Consider the following 23,966-nt stretch of genomic DNA (forward strand, 5'->3'; position numbering starts at 1 on the left):
CAGGCACGCTTGCGACATCACGGTCGTCGGGGCAGCGGGTCTTAATCGCGAACCGGTATGGTAAAGTGGCGCACTTTTTCGAGGGGACTGTCACTGTGTGGGAATTGGTCAAATCCGGCGGCTGGATGATGTTGCCGATCATTCTGAGTTCCATCGCGGCCATGGCGATCGTCGCCGAGCGCCTGTGGACCCTGCGCGCCAGTCGCGTCACCCCCGAGCATCTGCTGGGCCAGGTCTGGGTCTGGATCAAGGACAAGCAGCTCAACAAAGAAAAACTCAAGGAGTTGCGCGTCAACTCGCCGCTGGGTGAAATCCTCGCGGCGGGCCTGGCCAACTCCAAGCATGGTCGCGAGATCATGAAGGAATGCATCGAAGAAGCCGCCGCGCGGGTGATTCACGAGCTCGAACGCTACGTCAACGCGCTGGGCACCATCGCCGCCATGTCGCCGTTGCTGGGCCTGTTGGGTACGGTGCTGGGCATGATCGACATTTTCAGCGCCTTCACCGGCTCCGGCATGACCACCAATGCTTCGGTACTGGCTGGCGGTATCTCCAAGGCGCTGATCACTACGGCGGCGGGCCTGATGGTGGGTATCCCGTCGGTGTTCTTCCACCGGTTCCTGCAACGCCGCATCGACGAGCTGGTGGTGGGCATGGAGCAGGAAGCGATCAAACTGGTCGAAGTGGTGCAGGGCGACCGTGACGTCGATCTGGCCGGGGACAAAGCGTGAAATTCCGTCGCAAACCCCGGGAAACGATAGACATCAACCTCGCGTCGCTGATCGACGTGGTGTTCATCCTGTTGCTGTTTTTCGTGGTGACCACCACCTTCACCCGCGAAACCCAGTTGCGCGTCGATCTGCCAGAGTCGGTCAGCGGATCACCCGCCGAAGACCAGCAGCTCAAACAACTGGATGTCGCGATCAGCGCCGAAGGCGTGTACTCGGTGAACAACAAGGTGTTGCCGAAGAACGATCTGGCGACACTGATGGAAGCCATGCAGAAAGAAGCCAACGGTGACACCAACATGCCGTTGTCGATCAGTGCCGACGGCAAGACCCAACACCAAGCGGTGATCACCGCCATGGACGCGGCCGGCAAACTCGGTTTCAGCCATCTGCGCATGACCACGGTCGAGGCGGCGCCCAAATCCTGATGAGCCTGTCCGATCGCTTGCTCGCCGCGTGGTATCAAGGGCATCCGGCCCTGACATTGCTGCGGCCGCTGGAAATGCTCTACCGCCGCGTGGTGGTCAACAAACGCCAGCGCTTTCTCGATGGCGAAGGCCAGATCTATCAGCCGCCAGTGCCGCTGATTGTGGTCGGCAATATCACCGTCGGCGGCACTGGCAAAACGCCGATGATCCTGTGGTTGATCGAACACTGTCGGCGCAGCGGCTTGCGCGTTGGCGTGGTCAGTCGTGGCTACGGTGCCAAACCGCCGCAAATGCCGTGGCGGGTCGAGGCCAACCAAGGCGCAGACATCGCGGGTGACGAACCGCTGCTGATCGTGCAGCGCACCGGTGTGCCGTTGATGATCGACCCTGATCGCAGCGCTGCAGTCAAAGCCCTGCTCGCCAGTGAACCGCTGGACCTGATCCTCTCCGACGATGGCATGCAGCATTACCGTCTGGCCCGCGATCTGGAGCTGGTGCTGATCGACGCTGCTCGAGGCCTGGGCAATAAACGCTGCCTGCCGGCAGGTCCGTTGCGCGAGCCGATCGAGCGCCTGCAAAGCGTCGACGGCGTGCTGTTCAACGGCGCCACCGCAGACCGCGACGACGGCTTCGCGTTTCGCCTGCAACCGACCGCGCTGGTCAATCTGCGCAGCGGCGAACGCAAACCGCTGGAGCATTTTGCGCCCGGGCAATCGGTGCACGCGGTGGCCGGGATCGGCAATCCGCAACGTTTCTTCAATACACTCGAAGCGCTAGACTGGCGGGCAATCCCCCATGCGTTTGCCGACCACGCCGAATACAGCGTGCAGGCCTTGAATTTCACACCGTCATTGCCGTTGGTGATGACCGAAAAGGACGCGGTGAAGTGCCGTGCCTTCGCGGCTGACGACTGGTGGTATCTGGCGGTCGATGCCGTGCCGTCACCGGCCTTCGTGGCCTGGTTCGACACCCAGTTGATGCGCCTGCTGCCCGATCGTCTTTTGCCTTAACTCTTTATCCAGGGAATGTTCATGGACACCAAATTGCTCGACATCCTCGCGTGCCCGATCTGCAAAGGTCCGCTCAAGCTCAGCGCCGACAAGACCGAACTGATCAGCAAGGGCGCAGGCCTGGCCTATCCGATCCGCGACGGCATCCCGGTGATGCTCGAAAGCGAAGCGCGCACCCTGACCACTGACGAGCGTCTGGATAAATGACCACTGCCTTCACCGTTGTCATCCCGTCGCGTTACGCCTCGACCCGCCTGCCGGGCAAACCGCTGCTGGACATCGCCGGCAAGCCGATGATCCAGCACGTCTGGGAACAGGCGAGCAAAAGCAGTGCCAGCCGTGTGGTGGTGGCGACTGACGATGCGCGCATCGTCGAGGCGTGCCAGGGTTTCGGCGCTGAAGTGGTGCTGACCCGTGAAGACCATAATTCCGGGACTGACCGTCTGGCCGAAGTCGCGGCAAAGCTGGGCCTTGCGCCTGACGCGATCGTGGTCAACGTGCAAGGCGACGAGCCACTGATCCCGCCGAGCGTGATCGATCAAGTGGCCGCCAACCTCGCAGCCCACACCGAAGCGCGCATGGCCACACTGGCTGAGCCGATCGAAGACATTGAGACCCTGTTCAACCCGAACGTGGTCAAGGTCGTCAGCGACCTTAACGGCCTGGCGCTGACTTTCAGCCGCGCAACCTTGCCGTGGGCCCGCGATGCCTTCGCCAAGAGCCGCGAGCAGTTGCCCGAAGGCGTGCCTTACCGTCGCCACATCGGCATTTATGCCTACCGCGCCGGGTTCCTCCAGGACTTCGTGAGCTGGGGCCCGTGCTGGCTGGAGAACACTGAATCCCTCGAGCAACTGCGTGCCTTGTGGCATGGCGTGCGGATTCATGTGGCCGACGCGTTGATCGCGCCGCCGACCGGCGTCGACACTGTTGAAGACCTCGAGCGCGTTCGTCGCCTGCTGGGGGCCTGATGCGCGTTCTGTTCGTGTGCCTGGGCAACATCTGCCGCTCGCCCACCGCCGAAGGCGTGTTGCGTCACAAGTTGCGCGAAGCCGGGCTGGCAGACCAGGTGGAAGTGGCCTCCGCCGGCACCGGTGACTGGCACGTCGGCAACCCGCCGGACAAACGCAGCCAGGCCGCGGCCAAAGTGCGTGGTTATGACCTGTCGGCGCAACGTGCGCAGCAGGTCAGCCGCGCCGATTTCGCCAGTTACGACCTGATTCTGGCCATGGACAACAGCAACCTGCGCAACCTCAAGGCCTTGCAGCCATCCACCGGCAAGGCCGAACTGGATCTGTTCCTGCGTCGTTATGCCGGTGTGGTCGATGAAGTGCCGGATCCGTATTACGACGGCGATCAGGGCTTCGAACAGGTGCTGGATCTGATCGAGGCGGCCTGTGACCAACTGTTGATCGAAGTGAAGGGTCGGTTATGAGTTTGCAGCTTCAATCACAGGTTTCGCTGAAACCGTTCAACAGTTTCGGCGTCGACGTTCGCGCGCAGTTGTTTGCCGAAGCCCATAGCGACGCCGATGTCCGTGAAGCGCTGGCGTATGCCACAGCGAACGACGTGCCATTGCTGGTGATCGGTGGTGGCAGCAACCTGCTGCTGACCGCTGATATTCCGGCGCTGGTGTTGCGCATGGCGACTCGTGGCATTCGGCTGATCAGCGACGACGGCGACCGCGTGGTGATCGAGGCGGAAGCCGGCGAGCCATGGCACCCGTTCGTGCAGCACACGCTGGCGCAGGGTTTTTCCGGTCTGGAAAACCTCAGCCTGATCCCAGGTACCGTGGGGGCGGCGCCGATGCAGAACATCGGTGCCTACGGGGTCGAGATCAAGGATGTGTTCGCCGGCCTCACCGCGCTGGATCGTCAGACCGGCGAGTTGCGCGACTTCAGCCTGGAAGAATGCAACTTCGCCTACCGCGACAGCCTGTTCAAGCAGCAGCCGGGGCGTTGGCTGATCCTGCGCGTGCGCTTCAACCTCGACCGCGTAGCTCACTTGCACCTGGAATACGGGCCAGTGCGTCAGCGCCTGACCGAGCAGGGCATCGAGCAACCAACGCCAAGCGACGTCAGTCGCGCGATCTGCAGCATCCGCAGCGAAAAACTGCCGGACCCTGCGGTGCTCGGTAATGCCGGCAGCTTCTTCAAGAACCCGTTGGTGCCGGCGGCGCTGGTGGCGCAGATCAAACAGCTGCACCCGGATCTGGTGGCTTACGTGCAACCGGACGGGCAGATGAAACTGGCCGCTGGTTGGCTGATCGAGCGCGCCGGCTGGAAAGGTTTCCGTGAGGCCGATGCCGGCGTGCATAAGTTGCAGGCGCTGGTGCTGGTCAACTACGGCGCGGCCACCGGCCTGCAATTGCTGGAGCTGGCGCAACGCATCCAGAAAGATATTGCCGAACGTTTCAATATCGAGCTGGAAATGGAGCCCAACCGCTATTGAGGCTACGCTTCAAGTCGGTATCCAAAGCCCTGCACTGATAAAAAAGTGCAGGGCTTTTTTGTTAATCACGGGTTAACGTAGCCAGCTAACGATAATCCCTTTGCTCCACCAAAGGCCCGGTGCAGACGTTCGCGTTGGCACAAGAGAGCCCATTAGCCTGAGTCGATCTGCGTGAACCACCGCCAGTCTCTGGCGGCAGATTGCTCGACCCCATAACCACCAAGAATATGCGGGCGTGCCCATGATTACCCTGAAACTCAATGGCCAGGACCATCAACTGGATGTCACCGAAGACATGCCGCTGCTGTGGGCTATTCGTGATGTCGCCGGTTACAACGGCACCAAATTCGGCTGCGGTATGGGCCTGTGCGGTGCCTGCACCATTCATATCGATGGCTTGCCGGCCCGTAGTTGCATTACGCCGATCGGCTCGGTGATCGGGCAGAACGTCAGCACCATCGACAACCTGCACGCCGATCCGGTTGGCCAAGTGGTCCAGCAGGCCTGGCTCGACAGCGCCGTGGCGCAGTGTGGTTTCTGTCAGGGTGGGCAGATCATGTCCGCCACCGCGTTGCTCAAGACCCATCCGAATCCGAGCGACGAGCAGATCGAAGAAGCGATGGTCGGCAACATTTGCCGTTGCGGCACCTACAACCGGATCAAGACCGCGATCCGTCAGGCCTCCACTCACCTGAAGGAGGCCAAGGCATGAGCCGCTTGCCGAATGATTTCGCCCTGAGCAATCTCAGTCGTCGAGGCTTTCTAAAAGGCGTCGGGGCTACTGGTGCGTTGGTGCTGGCCGCGAGTTGGGGCTGGCAGGATGCGTTGGCTGAAGACGCCCCGAAGAAATTCGGCGCCGAGGGCATGCCCAACGGCTGGATCGACGATCCGAAGGTCTACGTCAGCATTGCTGCGGATGGCACGGTTACCGTGGTCTGCAACCGCTCGGAAATGGGCCAGGGCGTGCGCACCAGCCTGACCATGGTGGTCGCCGACGAGCTGGACGCCGACTGGGCCAGGGTCAAAGTCCAGCAAGCGCCCGGCGATGAAGTGCGCTTCGGCAACCAGGACACCGACGGATCGCGCAGCATGCGCCACTGGTATGAACCGATGCGCCGTTGCGGCGCGGCAGCCCGGACCATGCTGGAACAAGCCGCCGCCGCGCAGTGGAAAGTGCCGGTGAGCGAGTGCCATGCACAGTTGCACAAAGTCCTGCACAAACCGTCCGGTCGCGAGCTGGGTTATGGCGAGCTCGCCGCCGCAGCCAGTGCGCTGGCGGTGCCGGCGCGTGACAGCCTGCGTCTCAAGCAACCGTCGGAGTTTCGCTACATCGGCAAGGAAGGCACCAAGGCCATCGACGGTGCCGACATCGTCAACGGTCGCGCGGTGTACGGCGCCGACGTGCATTTCGACGGCATGCTGTACGCCACCATCGCCCGTCCGGCGGTGTACGGCGGCAAGGTCAAGTCGCTGGATGACAGCGCGGCGCTGAAAGTCCCCGGCGTGCTAAAAGTCATGCAGATCGAAAGTCGTCCGTTGCCTTCGGAATTCCAGCCGCTGGGTGGCGTGGCAGTGGTCGCCAGCAATACCTGGGCGGCGATCAAGGGCCGCGAGGCACTGAAAATCGAATGGGACGACGGCCCCAATGCCAGCTACGACTCGATCGCCTATCGCCAGGAACTGGAAGCTGCATCACGCAAGCCCGGCAAAGTGGTACGCAACACCGGCGATATCGAAAAAGCCCTGAGTGGCGCGGCCAGCAGCCTCGAGGCTTCCTACTATTTGCCGCATCTGGCCCAGGCGCCGATGGAACCGATGGTCGCCATCGCCCGCTACAACAACGGCGTGTGCGAGGCGTGGGCGCCAAGTCAGGCGCCACAAGTGACCCGCGAGCGCATCGCCGAGCGCCTGGGGCTGCCGTTCGATAACGTCACCTTCAACGTCACGCTGCTGGGTGGCGGTTTTGGCCGCAAATCGAAACCGGATTTCGTCGTCGAGGCGGCGATCCTCGCCAAGGAGTTCCCCGGCAAAGCCGTACGGGTGCAATGGACGCGTGAAGACGACATCCACAACTCGTATTTCCACACCGTGTCCGCCGAGTACCTGAAGGCCGCGGTTGGCAAGGACGGCATGCCGTCCGGCTGGTTGCATCGCACGGTGGCGCCGAGCATTACCGCGCTGTTCGCCCCGGGCATGAACCATGAGGCGGCGTTCGAACTGGGCATGGGCTTCACCAACATGGCCTACGCGATACCCAACGTGCGCCTGGAAAACCCCGAGGCCACGGTGCACACCCGGGTCGGCTGGTATCGCTCGGTGTCGAACATTCCCCACGGCTTCGCGATCCAGAGTTTCGTCGATGAACTGGCGCACAAGGCCGGTGTGGATCCGCTCAAGTATCAGATCAAGTTGCTTGGCCCCGATCGGCAGATTGACCCGCGCACCCTGAGCGAGGAGTGGAACTACGGTGAATCCCCCGAGCGCTATCCGATCGACACCGGGCGTATGCGCACGGTGCTGGAAACTGCGGCCAAGGCGGCCGGTTGGGGGCGCAAACTGCCTGAGGGCCGAGGCCTGGGACTGGCGGTGCACTACAGCTTCGTCACCTATGTCGCGGCGGTGATCGAAGTCGAGGTCAAGGACGACGGCACGCTGATCGTGCACAAGGCCGACATCGCCGTCGATTGCGGGCCGCAGATCAACCCTGAACGCATCCGCTCGCAGTTCGAAGGCGCCTGCGTGATGGGCCTGGGCAACGCGGTGCTGGGTGAAATCAGCTTCAAGGATGGCAAGGTCCAGCAGGACAACTTCCATATGTACGAAGTGGCGCGCATGTCGTTGGCGCCCAAGGAAGTCGCCGTGCATCTGGTGACGCCGCCGGGCGACGTACCGTTGGGTGGCGTCGGTGAACCGGGGGTGCCGCCGATTGCGCCGGCGCTGTGCAACGCAATCTTTGCCGCCACCGGCCAGCGCATCCGCAACCTGCCGGTGCGTTATCAGTTGCAGGGCTGGCAGAAGGCGCAGGCGTAATGGACAGCGCCGATCTCAACGTTCTGCGCAGCGTGCTTGAATGGCGCCGCGCCGGGCAACGGGTGGTGCTGTTCAGCGTGGTGCAGACCTGGGGTACCGCGCCCCGGGCGCCGGGGGCGATGCTCGCGTTGCGCGAAGATGGCGTGGTGATCGGTTCGGTGTCGGGCGGCTGTGTCGAGGATGACTTGATCGCCCGCCTGCACGACGGGCGCATCGCCAGCGACGGGCCGCCGGTGCAACTGATTACCTACGGCGTCACCCGGGAGGAGGCCGCGCGGTTCGGCTTGCCCTGTGGCGGCACGTTGCGCCTGACCGAAGAGCGGGTCGGGGATCCGGCGTGGGTCGCCGAGTTGCTCGCGCGTTGTGAAGCGCATGAGATTGTGGCTCGCGAGCTGAACATCGACACCGGTGAGGTTGTGCTGTCGGCGGCGAGCAAAGCCGATGTGCTGGCATTCGATGGCAAGACCCTGCGCGCGATTTATGGTCCGCGCTGGCGTCTGCTGTTGATCGGCGCCGGACAGTTGTCACGTTATGTGGCCGACATGGCCCGGCTGCTGGATTTCGAAGTGCTGATCTGCGATCCGCGCACGGAATTCGTCTACGGCTGGGAAGAGCACCACGGCCGCTTTGTCCCGGGCATGCCTGACGAGGCCGTGTTGAGTATTCAGACGGATGAGCGCACGGCCATCGTCGCGCTGACCCATGATCCACGTCTGGACGACATGGCGTTGCTCACCGCACTCGATTCGCCAGCGTTCTATGTCGGCGCGCTCGGTTCGCGGGTCAACAGCCAGAAGCGCCGGGACAACCTGGCTCAGTTGGGCTTGTCACCCGAGGCGATCAACCGGTTGCACGGGCCGATTGGCTTGCACATCGGCAGCCATTCACCGGCGGAGATTGCCCTGTCGTTGTTGGCGGAAATTGTCGCGATCAAGAACGGCGTCGAGTTGAAACAGAAGAAAGTCGTGGAGGAGCCATGAGTCGATCCATCGCAGTGATTGTGCTGGCGGCGGGTGAGGGTAGCCGCTTTCGTCAGGTTGCCGGTGCCGATAAAGACAAGCTGCTGGCCGATTGCACCGGGCGCGATGGCGCGGTGCGTTCGGTGATCGAGCAGGTGTTGCTGAATCTGCCAACCGGTCTCGGCAAGCGGGTGCTGGTGACCACCGAGGCGCGGCCGCAGGCGATGCGCATGGCGCAAGCTTATGGCTGTGACGTGGTCTCGATTGAATCGACCGGGATGGGCGACAGCATTGCCGCGGGCGTTGCGACCTGCCCGGACGTGGATGGCTGGTTGATTGTGCTGGGGGATATGCCGTTTATCTTGCCGTCGAGTATTGAGCGGGTAGTGGCGTCGATGGCTGACGACGCCGTGAGCGTGCCGGTGCAGGAGGGTGAGTTCGGGCATCCGGTGGGATTTGGTCGTTCGTTCGGACCGGGGTTGCAGGCGTTGAGCGGTGATCGCGGTGCCAGGCCGTTGTTCAAGCAGGGCAGAGTGGTGGAAGTGGCGGTGGATGATCCCGGGGTGTTGTGGGATATCGATGTGCCTGAATCTCTGGTATTTCCCCAATCCTGAGCCCTGCACATATCTCTTGTAGGGATCGTGGTGATGCTTGAATTGGAGGCAATAAAAAGCCCCGCCTGATTGCTCAGGCGGGGCTTTTTATTGGCTTTCGGAATCAGACGAGCGGTTTAGGCTCGTGTTCTTTTTCCTCGGCCTCTTGGTGATGCTCGACCGCGTCCTGAACGGAGCGCGGTGCTTCGGCGATCACCGACTCAACCACGGCTTCTTCAGTAACGGATGCAGCAGCAACTTCGACCACTTCAGCAACCGGTGCAGCAGCGGCAGCCAGTTCGGTTTCCTTCTGCAGACGCTCGGCTTCACGCTTGCGGCGACGCACTTCACGTGGGTCGTTCGGTGCGCGACCGTTTGCCGTCAGGGCGCTTGCCGGAGCGGCTTCAACCACTGGAGCAGGGGCTTCAGCCACCACAGGTGCCTCAATGACCGGAGCTTCAGCGGCTGGTGCTGGAGCAGGTTCAGTCACTTCAGCCACTGGCTCGGCAGCCTTGGCTTCTTCAACTACCGGGGCTTCTACCACTGGTGCTGGCGTTTCAGCGACGGCTGGTTCGGCAACCCAGTTGAACGCAGTCTGCTCTTCGCGAACTTCACGCACGGTTTCGGTCACGGTTTCAGCGACGGTTTCAACAACCGACTCGGCAACCACGACTGGCGCTGGCTCTACCTGAGGCAGGGTTTCTTGAACCGGAGCCACTTCGACTTCCGGAGCAGCAACCACTTCTACCGGAGTGGTTGCTTCAACAACCGGCGCTTCCACTGGAGCGGTTTCCTGAACAGCAGCAGTGGCGCGTTCCGCTTGCTCGTGCGCTTGTGCTTCGGCAGGAGCGCTGATCACGCTGCTGGCAACAGCGGCGGTCACGGCCAGGCCGGCAGCCAGTTCGGCAGTGCTTGGGCCTTCAGCGTTTTCGCCGGACTCGGACTCTTCCGAACCTTCGATCACGTTGCCGTTGGCATCACGCTGACGCTCGCGACGGTTGCTGCGACGACGCTGACCACGGGAGCGACGACGTGGACGATCGCCTTCGGCGTTGTCCTGAGCGTCTTCCGACAGTTGCTCTTCGCCGCTGATGATTTCTTCTTCAGCTACGGCAGCAGCTTGTTCGGCACGCGGTTGACGCTCTTCACGCGGCGGACGCGGTGCGCGCTCTTCGCGTGGCTGACGAGCCGGACGCTCTTCAGCGACGACAGCGGCAGCAGCAACGGCTGGAGCGGCCGGGGCAGCGTCCAGAGGTTCGCGCAGTTCACGTACGCGCTCTTCGCGCTCGCCACGTGGCTTGCGGTCTTCGCGTGGCGCACGCGGTGCACGTTCTTCACGCGGGGCGCGTGGAGCGCGTTCTTCGCGCACGGCTGGTGCTTCGGTGCGGGCTTCACGCGGCTCCCGAACTTCACGGGCTTCACGTGGCTGACGCTCTTCACGCGGCTCGCGTGGTGCGCGTTCTTCACGCGGTGCACGCTCTTCGCGCGGTTTGCGCTCTTCATCGCGGCGACCGTTACGGTTGCGGCTCTGCTGACGACCGTTGCGACGCTCTTCATTACGGGCCGGGCGCTCGGTGGCCGGTTTTTCAACCACAACCGGAGCGGCTGGCTCTTCTTTAGTCGCGAACAGGCTGACCAGCGATTTCACCAGGCCTTTGAACAGGCTTGGTTCTGGCGCGGCAACCGGAGCCGGTGCTGGTGCTGCAGCAGGGGCGGCGACTTCGGTCGGCACCGGGGCATTGGCACGAGCCGGAGCAGTCTTGACCGCAGCTTCCTGGCGAACCAGGGTGCGGGTCGCAGCGGCTGGCTGGACTTCTTCGACTTCGGCAGCGGCAGCAGCGATTTCGTAGCTGGACTGGTTGGTCGCAGCTTCCGGGCTGTCGTCACGCAGGCGCTGAACTTCGAAGTGCGGCGTTTCGAGGTGGTCATTCGGCAGAATGACGATGCGGGCACGGGTGCGCAGTTCGATCTTGGTGATCGAATTGCGTTTTTCGTTGAGCAGGAACGCAGCGACCGGGATCGGCACCTGAGCGCGTACTTCGGCAGTACGGTCTTTCAGGGCTTCTTCTTCGATCAGGCGCAGGATCGCCAGCGACAGCGATTCAACGTCACGGATGATGCCGGTGCCGTTGCAACGTGGGCAGACGATGCCGCTGCTCTCGCCCAGCGATGGACGCAGACGCTGACGGGACATTTCCAGCAGGCCGAAGCGCGAGATACGGCCGATCTGCACGCGAGCGCGGTCGGCTTCCAGGCATTCGCGGACTTTCTCTTCCACGGCGCGCTGGTTCTTGGCAGGGGTCATGTCGATGAAGTCGATGACGATCAGGCCGCCGATGTCGCGCAGGCGCAACTGACGGGCGATTTCTTCGGCGGCTTCAAGGTTGGTCTGCAGGGCGGTTTCTTCGATGTCGCTGCCTTTGGTGGCGCGCGCCGAGTTGATGTCGATGGACACCAGGGCTTCGGTCGGATCGATAACGATGGAGCCGCCGGAAGGCAGTTCCACGACGCGCTGGAAAGCGGTCTCGATCTGGCTTTCGATCTGGAAACGGTTGAACAGCGGAACGCTGTCTTCGTACAGCTTGATCTTGCTGGCGTACTGCGGCATCACCTGGCGGATGAAGGTCAGGGCTTCGTCCTGGGCTTCAACGCTGTCGATCAGCACTTCGCCGATGTCCTGGCGCAGGTAATCGCGGATGGCGCGGATGATCACGTTGCTTTCCTGGTAGATCAGGAATGGCGCGGAGCGATCCAGCGAGGCTTCTTTGATGGCGGTCCACAGTTGCAGCAGGTAGTCGAGGTCCCACTGCATTTCTTCGCTGCTGCGGCCAAGGCCTGCAGTGCGCACGATCAGGCCCATGTCGGCCGGAGCGACCAGACCGTTCAGCGCTTCACGCAGTTCATTGCGCTCTTCGCCTTCGATGCGACGGGAAATACCGCCGGCACGCGGGTTGTTCGGCATCAGCACGAGGTAGCGACCGGCCAGGCTGATGAAGGTGGTCAGGGCAGCGCCCTTGTTGCCACGTTCTTCTTTTTCGACCTGAACGATGACTTCCTGGCCTTCGCTCAGGACGTCCTTGATGTTGACGCGGCCTTCAGGGGCTTTCTTGAAGTATTCGCGGGAGATTTCTTTGAGGGGCAGGAAGCCGTGGCGCTCGGAGCCGAAATCGACAAAGGCAGCCTCAAGGCTTGGTTCGATGCGAGTGATACGGCCTTTGTAGATGTTGGCCTTCTTCTGCTCGCGTGCACCGGATTCGATGTCCAGGTCGTAGAGGCGTTGGCCATCTACCAGTGCAACACGCAACTCTTCGGGTTGAGTTGCGTTAATCAGCATTCTTTTCATGTAGTACCGTCGGTTTCCGGGCTGCCGGAAACGGCGTTCGGCACACACGACTTCTCACGGTCGGTGTCAGGTGCGTCGGGAGTGGTTGGCCATTCCCGTGTCCAGCGATGTCAGGCCAATTGGGCCGATATCGCGACTTACGCGTCCTGCTTGCTGTGGCTACTTAAGCACTCAGTCAGGAGGAGGAATCAACCAGCGGCTGTGGACGAGATGAAGCGTCTTGATAAAGCCTATTGCTACACAGTCCAGCGGTTGTGCATCTCCACCCTACACGTATCCCTGATAATTCGGGTGCTGCCGCGCGCAGAATCCGCAGCGGGTTGGCATTTACCGTGAGCTCCGAAAGGGGAGGTCACGCATCATGGCTAATTCAGGCGATGTTTCCGAAGCCTTCGCTCGGGGTCATCTGCAGCTGACTGCACTTTGTGAACTGGCCTCGAATATTTGCCTGTCAGGCGAGTGAAAACTCTGCTCGACGGTGTAATTCAGGCCTCATGTCACCTGCGCTTGTTACAACTGCAAACTCCACCGTTACGTAGCGAAAGCCCCGTAGGACGGCCTCGCGTCCTGGTGAATTGCGTTGGTCAGGGCCGGTTTTTGACCGTGGTTCCGCTGTCCAGGCCGCTTTTGGCGGCGTTCGCGACTATAGCAGCAATGATTAAGTGCTTCAATTCCATAAAAATTGTTATCATCCGCGGCATGACAACTACTGCCCCTTCGACTCCAGGCGTTCAACTGCTTGAAGTCTCGCCGGAGTATGCCGGCCAACGAATCGACAATTTCCTCCTTGCCCGGCTCAAAGGCGTGCCCAAGACCTTGATTTACCGCATTTTGCGTAAAGGCGAAGTGCGCGTGAACAAGGGGCGGATCAAGCCCGAATACAAGCTGCAGGCCGGCGATATCGTGCGCGTACCGCCGGTTCGCGTGCCTGAGCGCGACGAACCCGTGCCTCTGGCTCAGGGTCTGTTGCAGCGTCTGGAAGCCTCGATTGTTTATGAAGATAAAGCCCTGATCGTGATCAACAAGCCCGCTGGCATTGCGGTTCACGGTGGCAGTGGCTTGAATTACGGCGTCATCGAAGCCTTTCGTCAGTTGCGCCCCGATGTCAAGGAGCTGGAGCTGGTTCACCGTCTCGACCGTGATACCTCCGGCCTGCTGATGATCGCCAAGAAGCGCAGCATGTTGCGTCACTTGCACGCCGCATTGCGCGGTGACGGTGTCGACAAGCGCTACATGGCACTGGTTCGCGGCAACTGGGCGACCTCCATCAAGCAAGTCCGTGCGGCGCTCGGCAAGAGCAATCTGCGCTCTGGCGAGCGCATGGTCGAGGTCGACGAGGAGGAGGGCAAGGAGTCTGTGACCGTGTTCAAGGTCCTGCGTCGCTTTGGCGACTTTGCCACCCTGATCGAAGCCAAGCCGATTACCGGCCGCACGCACCAGATCCGCGTCCACACGTTGCACGCCGGGCACTGCATTGCCGGCGACACCAAGTACGGCGATGACGGTTTCAGCAAGGAAATTCGTGATCTGGGCGGCAAGCGTCTGTTCCTGCACGCCTACATGCTGACCGTGCCGCTACCCGATGGCGGTGAACTCAAGTTGCAGGCGCCGGTCGATGAAATGTGGGCCAAGACCGTGGAGCGATTGAGTGCGCCCATCTGATTACAAACTGCTGATTTTTGATTGGGATGGCACCCTCGCTGATTCCATTCATCGGATTGTCGAGGCAATGCACTCGGCATCCGGGCGCTCCGGTTTCGAGTTGCGCGATGATTTTGCCGTCAAAGGCATTATCGGTCTGGGCTTGCCCGAGGCGATCCGCACCTTGTACCCAGACATCAGTGATGCCGAAATGACCTTGTTTCGCGAGTATTACGCTGATCACTACATCGCCGCGGAAGCCGTGCCTTCGCCGTTGTTCGAAGGCGTAGTCGAGTCGATGGCGTCGTTTCGCGAGCAGGGTTACCACCTGGCGGTCGCGACCGGCAAGAATCGTCGCGGACTGGATCGGGTGCTCAAGGCCAATGGCTGGGAAGATTATTTCGATATCACTCGCGCTGCCGATGAGACGGCAAGCAAGCCACACCCGCTGATGCTGGAGCAAATCCTGGCTCATTGCGGCGTGCGTGCTGAGCAGGCGCTGATGGTTGGGGACTCGTCCTTCGATCTGCTGATGGCGCGTAACGCGGGGATGGATTCGGTGGCGGTCAGTTATGGCGCGCAATCGATCGAATCACTACAGCAGTTCGAGCCACGTCTGTCGATCGACCGTTTTTGTGAATTGCACGCCTGGCTGGGGCAGCAGGCTTAATACGTTTTTGCTGGGGTACAGCGCATGACCGACGAATGGAAAGCACCGGCCAAGGCAAGTGCCGACGACGGTGACGAGAAAAGCTGGAAGCTGTTGGAAAAGACTTTGCTGGCCGGTGTGCAGGAACAGCGTCGCTCACGGCGTTGGGGGATTTTCTTCAAGCTGCTGACGTTTGTTTATCTATTTGTTGCGCTGATCCTGTTCACCCCGCTGATGGACATGGAAAAGACCGCCACCCGTGGTCCGAACTACACTGCGCTGATCGACGTCACCGGCATGATTGCCGATAAAGAGCCGGCCAGCGCCGACAATATTGTCGGCAGTCTGCGTGCAGCCTTTGAGGACAAGAAGGTCAAGGGCGTAATCCTGCGGATCAACAGCCCGGGCGGCAGTCCGGTGCAGTCGGGTTACGTGTATGACGAGATCAAGCGTCTGCGCGGTCTGCATCCGGATACCAAGGTGTACGCGGTGATTTCCGATCTCGGTGCGTCCGGTGCCTATTACATCGCCAGTGCGGCGGATCAGATCTATGCCGACAAGGCCAGTCTGGTCGGCTCCATCGGTGTGACGGCGGCGGGTTACGGTTTTGTCGGTACTATGGACAAGTTGGGTGTCGAGCGTCGCACCTACACCTCGGGTGAGCACAAGTCGTTTCTGGATCCGTTCCAGCCGCAGAAGTCTGACGAAACCGCATTCTGGCAGACCGTGCTGGACACCACGCACAAGCAGTTCATCAACAGCGTCAAGCAGGGTCGTGGCGAACGTCTGAAGGACAAGGAGCATCCGGAGTTGTTCTCCGGGCTGGTCTGGTCCGGCGAGCAGGCATTGCCGCTGGGGCTGATCGATGGTCTGGGTAACGCCAGTTCGGTGGCGCGCGATGTGATCGGCGAGAAAGAGCTGGTGGATTTCACCGTTCAGGAATCGCCATTTGATCGCTTCTCGAAGAAGCTCGGTGCCAGTGTCGCCGAGCAGTTGGCGATGTGGATGGGTTTCCACGGGCCTGCATTGCGCTAGGCAAGTTGATGCGTTGTAAAAAAACCGGCCTTGATGGCCGGTTTTTTGTGTTTCAGGGGATTTGCACGCCCTCGGCCAGCAGCATGTCGATCAGGCGAATGAGTGGCAGGCCGATCAGGCTGGTGGCATCCGGGCCTTCGGTGGATTTGAAGAGGCTCACGCCGAGCCCTTCCGCCTTGAAGCTGCCGGCGCAGTCGTAGGGTTGCTCCAGGCGCAGGTAGCGCTCGATGCGCGCCGCGTCGAGTTCGCGCATGTGTACGGTGAACGGCACGCAGTCGACCTGGCAGTGGCCGGTCTGGCTGTTGAGCAGGGCCAGGCCCGTGAGGAAGGTCACGCTGGCGCCGCTGGCGGCCAGCAGTTGCTCGCGGGCCTTGTCGAAGGTGTGTGGCTTGCCGATGATGCGTTCACCGAGCACGGCCACCTGGTCCGAGCCGATAATCAGATGAGCGGGGTGGCTGGCAGCCAGTGCCCGGGCTTTCTGTTCGGCGAGGCGCTGGACCAGTTCGACGGCTGATTCGCCCGGCTGATGGCTTTCGTCGATATCCGGTGAGCTGCAGACGAACGGCAGGTGCAGGCGGGTGAGCAATTCCCGACGATAAGTCGAGCTTGAAGCGAGTAATAGAGGCAGCATTGGCGTCTCCTGAGGCAGGCGCGAATTCTAGCGGAGGCACGCAAGTGACGGACAGGGCACAATTTCCTTTGACATGGGTGGGGGCATCCCTATAATGCTGCGCCTATGTTGAATGACCCGATTCCACCTCACGTTGACCCGCGCAAATTGGCTGATCGTGGCACCACCCTTCAAGGTGAACTGCTGCTGGCCGATTTGAAGAGACTCTGCGACCCGCTTTCCGACGATGTCGGTACGGTGCAGGCGAAATTCGTTTTTGAACGAGATGAACGTAAATCTGTGGTGATCCACAGCTTTATCGACACCGAGGTCAAAATGGTTTGCCAGCGTTGTCTTGAGCTGGTCACCCTGCCGATCCATAGCGAATGCAGTTACGCTGTGGTGAAGGAGGGTGCGAATACCCAGTCGTTACCGAAAGGTTATGACGTGCTGGAACTGGGCGAAGATCCATTGGATCTGCAGTCACTGATCGAGGAGGAGCTTCTGCTCGCCTTGCCCATTGTGCCTGCTCATCATCCGGAAGAATGCCAGCAGCCGGCGGGAGCAGATGAGCCCGAACCGAGCGAGGACGAGGTAACGCGGTCCAACCCGTTCAGTGTATTGGCGCAGTTAAAGCGTGACCCAAACGTTTAGGAGTTAATCAATTATGGCTGTTCAGCAGAACAAAAAATCCCGCTCTGCCCGTGACATGCGCCGTTCGCACGACGCTCTCGAGGCTAGCACCCTGTCTGTAGAAAAAACCACCGGTGAAGTTCACCTGCGTCACCACGTATCGCCAGAAGGCGTATACCGTGGCCGTAAAGTGATCGACAAGGGCGCTGACGAGTAATCACTTGTCCGCTCAAGTCATCGCGATTGACGCAATGGGCGGGGACTTCGGTCCCCGCAGCATTGTTCAGGCCAGCCTTGCTTGCCTTTCTACTACGCCCTCGCTGCACCTGACCCTTGTCGGTCAACCCTCCCTTCTTGAAGAATTGATCAACGGCCAATCGGCTGCCGATCGCGCGCGCCTGACGATTGTCCCGGCGTCAGAAGTCATCACCATGGATGAAAAGCCGACCCAGGCCTTGCGTGGCAAACTGGATTCTTCGATGCGTGTCGCCCTTGAGCTGGTGCGGGATGGCAAGGCTCAGGCTTGTGTCAGCGCCGGCAATACCGGGGCGCTGATGGCGCTGTCGCGATTTGTGCTCAAGACATTGCCAGGCATTGATCGGCCGGCGATGGTGGCGGCGATTCCGACGCAAAAGGGTTATTGCCAGTTGCTCGACCTGGGCGCCAACGTCGATTGCAGTGCCGAGCATCTGTTGCAGTTCGCGGTGATGGGTTCGGTGGCGGCGCAGACGCTGGGTATCGCCCGGCCACGGGTGGCGCTGCTCAATATCGGCACCGAAGACATCAAGGGTAATCAGCAGGTCAAGCTGGCGGCGACCTTGTTGCAGGCGGCCCGAGGCATCAATTACATCGGTTTCGTCGAGGGCGATGGCTTGTATCGCGGCGAGGCTGACGTGGTGGTCTGTGACGGATTTGTCGGCAATATCCTGCTCAAGTCCAGCGAAGGCCTGGCGACGATGATCGCGGCGCGCATCGAGGCCTTGTTCAGGAAAAACCTCGCGTCACGCGTTGTGGGGGCCTTGGCGCTGCCATTGATGAAGCGTTTGCAGGCTGATCTGGCGCCGGCGCGACATAATGGCGCAAGCTTTCTCGGCTTGCAGGGCATCGTGGTGAAAAGTCACGGTTCGGCCGGGGTTCAAGGCTTTCAGAGTGCGATTCAGCGCGCGTTGATCGAGATTCAGGAGAACTTGCCCGAACGCCTCCACGGCCGTCTGGAGGATTTGTTGTCTTAGGCGTTTTCGTCGGACAATGCTTAAATGTGACCGCCCGGTTCAAAGGGCCATCCAACTGTCAGTTTCTTGCGTCCCCAAGCGGGGCGTCATTTTCCGACGACAAGATCATTAGGGGCTTGTTACATGTCTGCTTCCCTCGCATTCGTCTTTCCAGGACAGGGTTCGCAGTCCCTCGGCATGTTGGCCGAGCTGGGCGCGGAATATCCGCTGATCCTCGAAACATTCAAAGAAGCCTCCGCTGCTCTGGGCTATGACCTGTGGGCACTGACCCAGCAGGGTCCGGAAGAGCTGCTCAATCAAACCGATAAAACCCAACCAGCCATTCTGACCGCCTCGATCGCCCTGTGGCGTCTGTGGCTGGCTGAAGGCGGTGCGCGTCCGGCATTCGTTGCCGGTCATAGCCTGGGTGAGTACAGCGCACTGGTTGCTGCTGGCAGCCTGAGTCTGGCTGACGCGGTAAAGCTCGTTGAGCGTCGTGGTCAACTGATGCAGGAAGCCGTTCCGGCCGGGCAGGGTGGCATGGCTGCGATTCTCGGTCTGGAAGACGCTGACGTGCTGGCAGCCTGCGCTGAAGCAGCGCAGGGCGAAGTGGTCAGCGCCGTCAACTTCAACTCGCCAGGCCAGGTGGTCATCGCCGGTGCCAAGGCCGCCGTCGAGCGCGCCATCGAAGGCTGCAAGGCCCGTGGCGCCAAACGCGCCATGCCGTTGCCGGTGAGCGTGCCGTCGCACTGCGAACTGATGCGTCCGGCTGCTGAGCGTTTTGCCGAATCCATCGCCGCTATCGACTGGCAGGCGCCGCAGATTCCGGTCGTACAGAACGTCAGCGCGCAAGTGCCGGCCGATCTGGAAACCCTCAAGCGTGATCTGCTCGAACAACTGTACAAGCCAGTTCGCTGGGTTGAATCGGTCCAGACCCTGGTCGCCAAAGGCGCGACCAGTCTGGTCGAATGCGGCCCGGGCAAAGTACTGGCAGGTCTGAACAAGCGTTGCGCCGAAGGCGTTTCGACTACCAACCTCAATACCCCAGATGCTTTCGCTGCCGCCCGTGCAGCGCAAGCCTGAATCAGGAGAAACTTGCATGAGTCTGCAAGGTAAAGTTGCACTGGTCACCGGTGCAAGCCGCGGTATCGGCCAGGCTATCGCCCTGGAGCTGGGTCGTCAGGGCGCCATCGTTATTGGCACCGCGACCTCTGCCAAGGGCGCCGAGGCGATTGCCGCCACCCTGAAAGAACACGGTATTCAGGGCACCGGTCTGGAACTGAACGTCACCAGCGACGAGTCGGTCAGCAAAGTGCTGGCGAGCATTCAGGAGCAGTTCGGTGCGCCGGCGATTCTGGTCAATAATGCCGGTATCACCCGCGATAACCTGATGATGCGCATGAAAGACGATGAATGGTACGACGTGATCGATACCAATCTGAACAGCCTGTATCGCCTGTCCAAGGGTGTTTTGCGTGGCATGACCAAGGCGCGCTGGGGCCGAATTATCAGTATTGGCTCGGTGGTGGGTGCCATGGGCAACGCAGGCCAAGTAAACTATGCAGCCGCCAAGGCCGGTCTGGAAGGTTTCAGCCGTGCGATGGCGCGTGAAGTCGGTTCGCGTTCGATTACGGTCAACTCGGTAACCCCAGGGTTCATCGACACCGATATGACCCGCGAGCTGCCTGAAGCACAGCGTGAAGCCTTGCAGACGCAGATTCCGCTGGGTCGTCTGGGACAAGCTCAAGAGATCGCATCCGTGGTCGCTTTTCTTGCATCCGACGGTGCGGCATACGTCACTGGGGCTACAATCCCGGTGAACGGTGGGATGTACATGTAAGTAAAATGTGACGGATTGCTTCAAAAAAATGTCATACGAGCTGTCTAAAATCCGTTATAAAGCTGCAATCTATTTATAGGCAGAGGGCCACAGGGTTTGAGGAGTGAAGCTTTCAGTTGAAAAGCTGAAAAGCCTTTCTATACACTTACCCACTGGCCAGCTGCCTGAATTTGTCCATTAGGAGTGAAAACAAGGTATGAGCACCATCGAAGAGCGCGTCAAGAAAATCGTTGCCGAGCAACTGGGTGTTAAAGAAGAAGAAGTGGTCAACACTGCTTCCTTCGTAGAAGACCTGGGTGCCGACTCCCTTGACACCGTTGAGCTGGTGATGGCTCTGGAAGAGGAATTCGAGACCGAAATCCCTGACGAAGAAGCTGAGAAGATCACTACTGTACAAGCTGCAATCGACTACGTTACTAGCCACCAGGCGTAATAGTTTGTAATCGTTGTCTGCTGTCATGGAAAAACCGCACTGCCATCATGGCGTGCGGTTTTTTCTTTAGGCCTGATGCAAAGTCGTCATTTGAAAAAGGAGAGTGCTGTGTCGCGTAGACGCGTCGTAGTCACCGGTATGGGTATGTTGTCGCCACTGGGCACAGATGTGCCGAGCAGTTGGCAGGGCATTCTGGCTGGCCGCAGTGGCATTGGTCTGATCGAACACACCGACCTTTCTGCCTATTCCACCCGTTTTGGCGGCTCGGTAAAGGGCTTCAATGTCGAGGAATACCTGTCGGTCAAGGAAGCACGCAAGCTCGATCTGTTCATTCAGTACGGTCTGGCCGCGGGTTTTCAGGCTGTTCGCAACGCAGGTCTGGAAGTCACCGACGCCAACCGTGAGCGCATTGGCGTGGCCATGGGTTCGGGGATCGGCGGTCTGACCAACATCGAGGAAACCAGCCGTACTCTGCATGAGACGGGCCCTCGTCGAATCTCGCCATTCTTCGTGCCAGGCTCGATCATCAATATGATTTCCGGTTTTCTGTCCATCCATCTGGGTGCACAGGGACCTAACTACGCCATCGCCACTGCCTGTACCACCGGTACGCACTGCATTGGCATGGCGGCGCGCAACATCATGTACGACGAAGCCGACGTGATGATTGCCGGCGGTGCCGAGATGGCCGCGTGCGGTCTGGGCATGGGCGGCTTCGGCGCGTCCCGTGCACTGTCGACCCGCAATGACGAGCCGACCCGCGCCAGCCGTCCATGGGACAAGGGTCGTGATGGCTTCGTGCTGTCCGACGGTGCCGGTGCGCTGGTACTCGAAGAGCTCGAGCACGCCAAGGCGCGCGGTGCGGCCATCTATGCCGAGCTGATCGGTTTCGGCACCAGCGGCGATGCGTTCCACATGACCTCGCCACCTGCCGATGGCGCCGGTGCCGCCCGCTGCATCACCAATGCCCTGCGCGATGCGAAAATCAACATCGACCAGGTACAGTACATCAACGCCCACGGCACCTCGACGCCGGCCGGCGACCTCGCCGAAGCCAATGCGCTCAAGAGCGTGTTCGGTGATCACGCCTACAAACTGGCGGTCAGCTCCACCAAGTCGATGACCGGTCACCTGTTGGGTGCGGCGGGCGCGGTCGAGGCGATCTTCAGTGTGCTGGCGATCAACAGCCAGGTGGCACCGCCAACCATCAACCTCGATGAGCCGGATGAAGGCTGCGATCTCGATTTCGTGCCGCACACTGCGCGCAACATGGACATCGACGTCGTACTGTCCAACTCCTTCGGCTTTGGCGGCACCAACGGCACGTTGGCGTTCCGCCGGTTCGCTGGCTGATGGACAGCTGGGTCGACGGTCAGCCGGCTGACGCTCTGTCGCTGAAAGATCGCGGCCTGGCTTACGGCGATGGGCTGTTCGAGACCATCGCCGTGCAGGGCGGCCAGCCCATCTTGCTGGACCGTCACCTGATGCGTTTGGCCGATGGCTGCGCGCGCCTGGCCATCGCGACTGATATCGAGCTGGTTCGCCAAGAGCTGCTGAGCTATGCGGCAGCGATGGGCGAGGGTGTGCTCAAGCTCATTCTCACCCGGGGTGACGGCTTGCGTGGCTACGCGGCTGATCCAGCGGCGCCGGGCCGACGCATTCTGCAAGGCAATCCTCCTGCGGTTTATCCTGCCGTGCATGGCGAGCAAGGCATACGCCTGTTTCCCTGTGTCACACGGCTGTCGAACCAGCCATTGCTGGCCGGGCTCAAGCATCTGAATCGTCTGGAGCAAGTGCTCGCCCGTGCCGAATGGCGCGACAGCGAACATGCCGAAGGCTTGATGCTCGATCAGGTTGGACGTGTCATCGAAGGCGTGTTCAGCAACCTGTTTCTGGTGCGCGACGGCGTGCTGATTACCCCGGATCTGAAGCGCTGTGGCGTGGCCGGTGTGATGCGTGCTGAAATATTGTTTCAGGCCGAGTCATTGGCCATCCCCACTCAAATCACCGACATCAGCCTCGAACAGCTGCAATGGGCTGATGAAGTCTTTATTTGCAACAGCGTGTATGGCGTCTGGCCGGTACGCGCCTACGCTGCGCTGAGCTGGCCGGTTGGCCCGCTCACCCGTAAACTGCAAACCATTTCCCGCGCCCTACTGGATGCCTGATTCGTGAGACGTAAACTCTTGCTGCTGCTGGAAACCGGACTGGTTCTGGCAGGGCTGCTGATGGGCGCCAGCGCCTGGAAAATTCATTCGGCGCTGGAACAGCCCCTGAACATCACGCAGGAAGAACTGCTGGATGTGCCGAAGGGCTCGACGCCGACCCGTACCTTCCTTGAACTCGAAACCGATGGGGTCATCAAGGACGCCTTCTGGTTGCGTATCTATTGGCGCTTCAATCTGGCCGGTACGCCGATCCATAGTGGCGAATACCGCATGCAGCCGGGCATGACCGTCAACGGTCTGATCGACCTGTGGAAGCGTGGCGAAGTGGTGCAGTACAGCCTGACGCTGGTCGAGGGCTGGAACTTCCATCAGGTCCGCGCCGCCCTGGCAAAAGATGAAAAGATCGAGCAGACCCTCAAGGGCATGAGCGACAGCGACGTGATGGAGAAAATCGGCCATCGCGGACTGTTCCCGGAAGGTCGTTTCTTTCCGGACACCTACCGCTTCGTGCGCGGAGTCTCCGACGTCGAATTGCTGAAGAAAGCCTTCGATCGCCTGGATGAGGTGTTGGCCAAGGAGTGGGAAAATCGCTCGGCCGACGCGCCGTACAGCGAGCCTTATCAGGCGCTGATCATGGCCTCGCTGGTGGAGAAGGAAACCGGCGTTCCACAGGAGCGCGGGCAGATTGCTGGCGTGTTCGTGCGCCGTATGGCGCTGGGCATGCAGTTGCAGACCGATCCGACCGTGATCTATGGCCTGGGCGATCGCTACACCGGCAAATTGACTCGCGCGCATCTCAAAGAGCCTACGCCGTATAACACTTATGTGATTCCCGGATTGCCGCCGACGCCGATTGCCATGGTCGGCCGCGAGGCGATTCATGCCGCGCTCAATCCGGTGGAAGGCAACAGCCTGTATTTCGTCGCCCGTGGCGACGGTAGCCATGTGTTCTCCGATGACCTGGATGCGCACAACAGTGCGGTGCGTGAGTTCCAGCTCAAGCGCCGTGCCGATTACCGCTCCAGCCCGGCCCCGGCGAATGCGCCGGCCGCTCCGGCCACGGCCACCGAAGAAGCGATCCCCGCAGCGTCCCCCGACACCGCGCCGGAATCGCTGCCGCAGGTTCCGCCTCAGGATCCTGCGCCAGCCCCGGTGCCTGCTGCCGAGCCTGGCGCGGCAGCACCGCAGAACGCGCAATGACTTTGAC

The 23,966-nt window shown here is 60.9% G+C and carries 25 protein-coding genes; 23 read left to right on the top strand and 2 right to left on the bottom strand.

Going from position 1 to position 23,966, the window contains the following annotated elements; all coding sequences use genetic code 11:
- Positions 1-95: 95 nt before the first annotated feature.
- From PseAD21_RS09055 to PseAD21_RS09105, 11 genes are all read left to right on the top strand, one after another.
- Positions 96-731, top strand: a complete 636-nt coding sequence (locus PseAD21_RS09055; protein ID WP_178082110.1) for a MotA/TolQ/ExbB proton channel family protein — start codon at positions 96-98, stop codon at positions 729-731.
- Positions 728-1,156: a biopolymer transporter ExbD gene (locus tag PseAD21_RS09060; RefSeq protein WP_102355390.1), complete on the top strand. Its 429-nt coding sequence runs from the start codon at positions 728-730 to the stop codon at positions 1,154-1,156. Before PseAD21_RS09055 ends, PseAD21_RS09060 begins: the two co-directional genes overlap by 4 nt.
- A complete protein-coding gene (gene lpxK, locus PseAD21_RS09065) occupies positions 1,156-2,166 on the top strand; it encodes a tetraacyldisaccharide 4'-kinase (protein ID WP_102355391.1) in 1,011 nt (336 codons plus the stop codon). The genes PseAD21_RS09060 and lpxK overlap by 1 nt, the downstream gene beginning before the upstream one ends.
- A gap of 21 nt (positions 2,167-2,187) precedes the next feature.
- On the top strand, positions 2,188-2,373 hold the full coding sequence (locus PseAD21_RS09070) for a Trm112 family protein (protein ID WP_003174668.1): 186 nt from the start codon (positions 2,188-2,190) through the stop codon (positions 2,371-2,373).
- Positions 2,370-3,134, top strand: coding sequence for a 3-deoxy-manno-octulosonate cytidylyltransferase (gene kdsB, locus PseAD21_RS09075; RefSeq protein ID WP_102355392.1), 765 nt, complete (start codon positions 2,370-2,372; stop codon positions 3,132-3,134). Before PseAD21_RS09070 ends, kdsB begins: the two co-directional genes overlap by 4 nt.
- Positions 3,134-3,598 carry a low molecular weight protein-tyrosine-phosphatase gene (locus PseAD21_RS09080; protein ID WP_016986041.1) on the top strand — a complete coding sequence of 155 codons (465 nt, stop codon included), beginning with the start codon at positions 3,134-3,136 and terminating at the stop codon, positions 3,596-3,598. The genes kdsB and PseAD21_RS09080 overlap by 1 nt, the downstream gene beginning before the upstream one ends.
- Positions 3,595-4,614 (top strand): UDP-N-acetylmuramate dehydrogenase, encoded by a 1,020-nt coding sequence (gene murB / locus PseAD21_RS09085; protein WP_102355393.1) that lies wholly within the window; start codon positions 3,595-3,597, stop codon positions 4,612-4,614. Before PseAD21_RS09080 ends, murB begins: the two co-directional genes overlap by 4 nt.
- Positions 4,615-4,855: 241 nt before the next feature.
- Positions 4,856-5,326 (top strand): (2Fe-2S)-binding protein, encoded by a 471-nt coding sequence (locus tag PseAD21_RS09090; protein ID WP_102355394.1) that lies wholly within the window; start codon positions 4,856-4,858, stop codon positions 5,324-5,326.
- Positions 5,323-7,644: a xanthine dehydrogenase family protein molybdopterin-binding subunit gene (locus PseAD21_RS09095; RefSeq protein WP_102355395.1), complete on the top strand. Its 2,322-nt coding sequence runs from the start codon at positions 5,323-5,325 to the stop codon at positions 7,642-7,644. Before PseAD21_RS09090 ends, PseAD21_RS09095 begins: the two co-directional genes overlap by 4 nt.
- Positions 7,644-8,624 (top strand): XdhC family protein, encoded by a 981-nt coding sequence (locus PseAD21_RS09100; RefSeq protein WP_102355396.1) that lies wholly within the window; start codon positions 7,644-7,646, stop codon positions 8,622-8,624. The genes PseAD21_RS09095 and PseAD21_RS09100 overlap by 1 nt, the downstream gene beginning before the upstream one ends.
- Entirely contained in the window at positions 8,621-9,217 is a 597-nt protein-coding gene (locus tag PseAD21_RS09105) for a nucleotidyltransferase family protein (RefSeq protein WP_102355397.1), read from the top strand. The genes PseAD21_RS09100 and PseAD21_RS09105 overlap by 4 nt, the downstream gene beginning before the upstream one ends.
- A 103-nt stretch (positions 9,218-9,320) precedes the next feature.
- Here PseAD21_RS09105 and rne read toward each other — a convergent pair whose 3' ends face one another.
- Complete coding sequence (rne, locus tag PseAD21_RS09110; RefSeq protein WP_102355398.1) at positions 9,321-12,539, bottom strand: ribonuclease E; 3,219 nt, start codon at positions 12,537-12,539, stop codon at positions 9,321-9,323.
- A 699-nt stretch (positions 12,540-13,238) separates the two neighbouring features.
- On the opposite strand from rne, the gene rluC reads away from it, so the two are divergent.
- Genes rluC through PseAD21_RS09125 form a run of 3 tightly spaced genes read left to right on the top strand, consistent with a single transcriptional unit; the run spans position 13,239 to position 15,864 of the window.
- On the top strand, positions 13,239-14,201 hold the full coding sequence (rluC, locus tag PseAD21_RS09115) for a 23S rRNA pseudouridine(955/2504/2580) synthase RluC (protein WP_102355399.1): 963 nt from the start codon (positions 13,239-13,241) through the stop codon (positions 14,199-14,201).
- Positions 14,188-14,850, top strand: coding sequence for an HAD-IA family hydrolase (locus tag PseAD21_RS09120; RefSeq protein ID WP_102355400.1), 663 nt, complete (start codon positions 14,188-14,190; stop codon positions 14,848-14,850). The genes rluC and PseAD21_RS09120 overlap by 14 nt, the downstream gene beginning before the upstream one ends.
- 24 nt (positions 14,851-14,874) lie before the next feature.
- On the top strand, positions 14,875-15,864 hold the full coding sequence (locus PseAD21_RS09125; RefSeq protein ID WP_102355401.1) for a S49 family peptidase: 990 nt from the start codon (positions 14,875-14,877) through the stop codon (positions 15,862-15,864).
- Positions 15,865-15,916: 52 nt separating this feature from the next.
- Here the strand turns inward: PseAD21_RS09125 and PseAD21_RS09130 are convergent, their stop codons facing one another.
- Entirely contained in the window at positions 15,917-16,495 is a 579-nt protein-coding gene (locus tag PseAD21_RS09130) for a nucleoside triphosphate pyrophosphatase (protein WP_102355402.1), read from the bottom strand.
- 105 nt (positions 16,496-16,600) lie between these two features.
- Here PseAD21_RS09130 and PseAD21_RS09135 point away from each other — a divergent pair, with 105 nt between their 5' ends.
- The 9 genes from PseAD21_RS09135 (at position 16,601) to mltG (ending at position 23,959) form a co-directional block, all read left to right on the top strand.
- Positions 16,601-17,128, top strand: a complete 528-nt coding sequence (locus tag PseAD21_RS09135; RefSeq protein WP_003204262.1) for a YceD family protein — start codon at positions 16,601-16,603, stop codon at positions 17,126-17,128.
- Positions 17,129-17,141: 13 nt separating this feature from the next.
- Positions 17,142-17,324: a 50S ribosomal protein L32 gene (rpmF, locus tag PseAD21_RS09140; RefSeq protein ID WP_003179396.1), complete on the top strand. Its 183-nt coding sequence runs from the start codon at positions 17,142-17,144 to the stop codon at positions 17,322-17,324.
- Positions 17,325-17,328: 4 nt separating this feature from the next.
- Positions 17,329-18,339, top strand: a complete 1,011-nt coding sequence (plsX, locus tag PseAD21_RS09145; RefSeq protein ID WP_102355403.1) for a phosphate acyltransferase PlsX — start codon at positions 17,329-17,331, stop codon at positions 18,337-18,339.
- A gap of 123 nt (positions 18,340-18,462) precedes the next feature.
- The gene (gene fabD / locus PseAD21_RS09150; protein WP_102355404.1) at positions 18,463-19,401 is read left to right on the top strand and encodes an ACP S-malonyltransferase; all 939 of its coding nucleotides are present in this window, start codon (positions 18,463-18,465) and stop codon (positions 19,399-19,401) included.
- 16 nt (positions 19,402-19,417) lie between these two features.
- Positions 19,418-20,158 carry a 3-oxoacyl-ACP reductase FabG gene (gene fabG / locus PseAD21_RS09155; RefSeq protein WP_102355405.1) on the top strand — a complete coding sequence of 247 codons (741 nt, stop codon included), beginning with the start codon at positions 19,418-19,420 and terminating at the stop codon, positions 20,156-20,158.
- A 196-nt stretch (positions 20,159-20,354) separates the two neighbouring features.
- Positions 20,355-20,591: an acyl carrier protein gene (gene acpP / locus PseAD21_RS09160; RefSeq protein ID WP_003175607.1), complete on the top strand. Its 237-nt coding sequence runs from the start codon at positions 20,355-20,357 to the stop codon at positions 20,589-20,591.
- A 108-nt stretch (positions 20,592-20,699) separates the two neighbouring features.
- Positions 20,700-21,944: a beta-ketoacyl-ACP synthase II gene (gene fabF, locus PseAD21_RS09165; protein ID WP_102355406.1), complete on the top strand. Its 1,245-nt coding sequence runs from the start codon at positions 20,700-20,702 to the stop codon at positions 21,942-21,944.
- Positions 21,944-22,759 (top strand): aminodeoxychorismate lyase, encoded by an 816-nt coding sequence (gene pabC, locus PseAD21_RS09170; RefSeq protein ID WP_102355407.1) that lies wholly within the window; start codon positions 21,944-21,946, stop codon positions 22,757-22,759. Before fabF ends, pabC begins: the two co-directional genes overlap by 1 nt.
- A gap of 3 nt (positions 22,760-22,762) precedes the next feature.
- Positions 22,763-23,959 (top strand): endolytic transglycosylase MltG, encoded by a 1,197-nt coding sequence (gene mltG / locus PseAD21_RS09175; RefSeq protein WP_102355408.1) that lies wholly within the window; start codon positions 22,763-22,765, stop codon positions 23,957-23,959.
- Positions 23,960-23,966 lie beyond the last annotated feature (7 nt).

The sequence above is a fragment of the Pseudomonas sp. AD21 genome (genome assembly GCF_002878485.1).
Classification (GTDB): domain Bacteria; phylum Pseudomonadota; class Gammaproteobacteria; order Pseudomonadales; family Pseudomonadaceae; genus Aquipseudomonas.

Coding starts and splice junctions, on each gene's coding strand:
- PseAD21_RS09125 (WP_102355401.1), top strand. CDS start 14,875: ATGACCGACGAATGGAAAGCACCGGCCAAGGCAAGTGCCGACGACGGT.
- acpP (WP_003175607.1), top strand. CDS start 20,355: ATGAGCACCATCGAAGAGCGCGTCAAGAAAATCGTTGCCGAGCAACTG.
- murB (WP_102355393.1), top strand. CDS start 3,595: ATGAGTTTGCAGCTTCAATCACAGGTTTCGCTGAAACCGTTCAACAGT.
- PseAD21_RS09090 (WP_102355394.1), top strand. CDS start 4,856: ATGATTACCCTGAAACTCAATGGCCAGGACCATCAACTGGATGTCACC.
- lpxK (WP_102355391.1), top strand. CDS start 1,156: ATGAGCCTGTCCGATCGCTTGCTCGCCGCGTGGTATCAAGGGCATCCG.
- fabD (WP_102355404.1), top strand. CDS start 18,463: ATGTCTGCTTCCCTCGCATTCGTCTTTCCAGGACAGGGTTCGCAGTCC.
- PseAD21_RS09095 (WP_102355395.1), top strand. CDS start 5,323: ATGAGCCGCTTGCCGAATGATTTCGCCCTGAGCAATCTCAGTCGTCGA.
- rluC (WP_102355399.1), top strand. CDS start 13,239: ATGACAACTACTGCCCCTTCGACTCCAGGCGTTCAACTGCTTGAAGTC.
- PseAD21_RS09080 (WP_016986041.1), top strand. CDS start 3,134: ATGCGCGTTCTGTTCGTGTGCCTGGGCAACATCTGCCGCTCGCCCACC.
- rpmF (WP_003179396.1), top strand. CDS start 17,142: ATGGCTGTTCAGCAGAACAAAAAATCCCGCTCTGCCCGTGACATGCGC.
- kdsB (WP_102355392.1), top strand. CDS start 2,370: ATGACCACTGCCTTCACCGTTGTCATCCCGTCGCGTTACGCCTCGACC.
- PseAD21_RS09135 (WP_003204262.1), top strand. CDS start 16,601: ATGTTGAATGACCCGATTCCACCTCACGTTGACCCGCGCAAATTGGCT.
- PseAD21_RS09100 (WP_102355396.1), top strand. CDS start 7,644: ATGGACAGCGCCGATCTCAACGTTCTGCGCAGCGTGCTTGAATGGCGC.
- PseAD21_RS09130 (WP_102355402.1), bottom strand. CDS start 16,495: ATGCTGCCTCTATTACTCGCTTCAAGCTCGACTTATCGTCGGGAATTG.
- rne (WP_102355398.1), bottom strand. CDS start 12,539: ATGAAAAGAATGCTGATTAACGCAACTCAACCCGAAGAGTTGCGTGTT.
- PseAD21_RS09070 (WP_003174668.1), top strand. CDS start 2,188: ATGGACACCAAATTGCTCGACATCCTCGCGTGCCCGATCTGCAAAGGT.
- PseAD21_RS09105 (WP_102355397.1), top strand. CDS start 8,621: ATGAGTCGATCCATCGCAGTGATTGTGCTGGCGGCGGGTGAGGGTAGC.
- pabC (WP_102355407.1), top strand. CDS start 21,944: ATGGACAGCTGGGTCGACGGTCAGCCGGCTGACGCTCTGTCGCTGAAA.
- fabG (WP_102355405.1), top strand. CDS start 19,418: ATGAGTCTGCAAGGTAAAGTTGCACTGGTCACCGGTGCAAGCCGCGGT.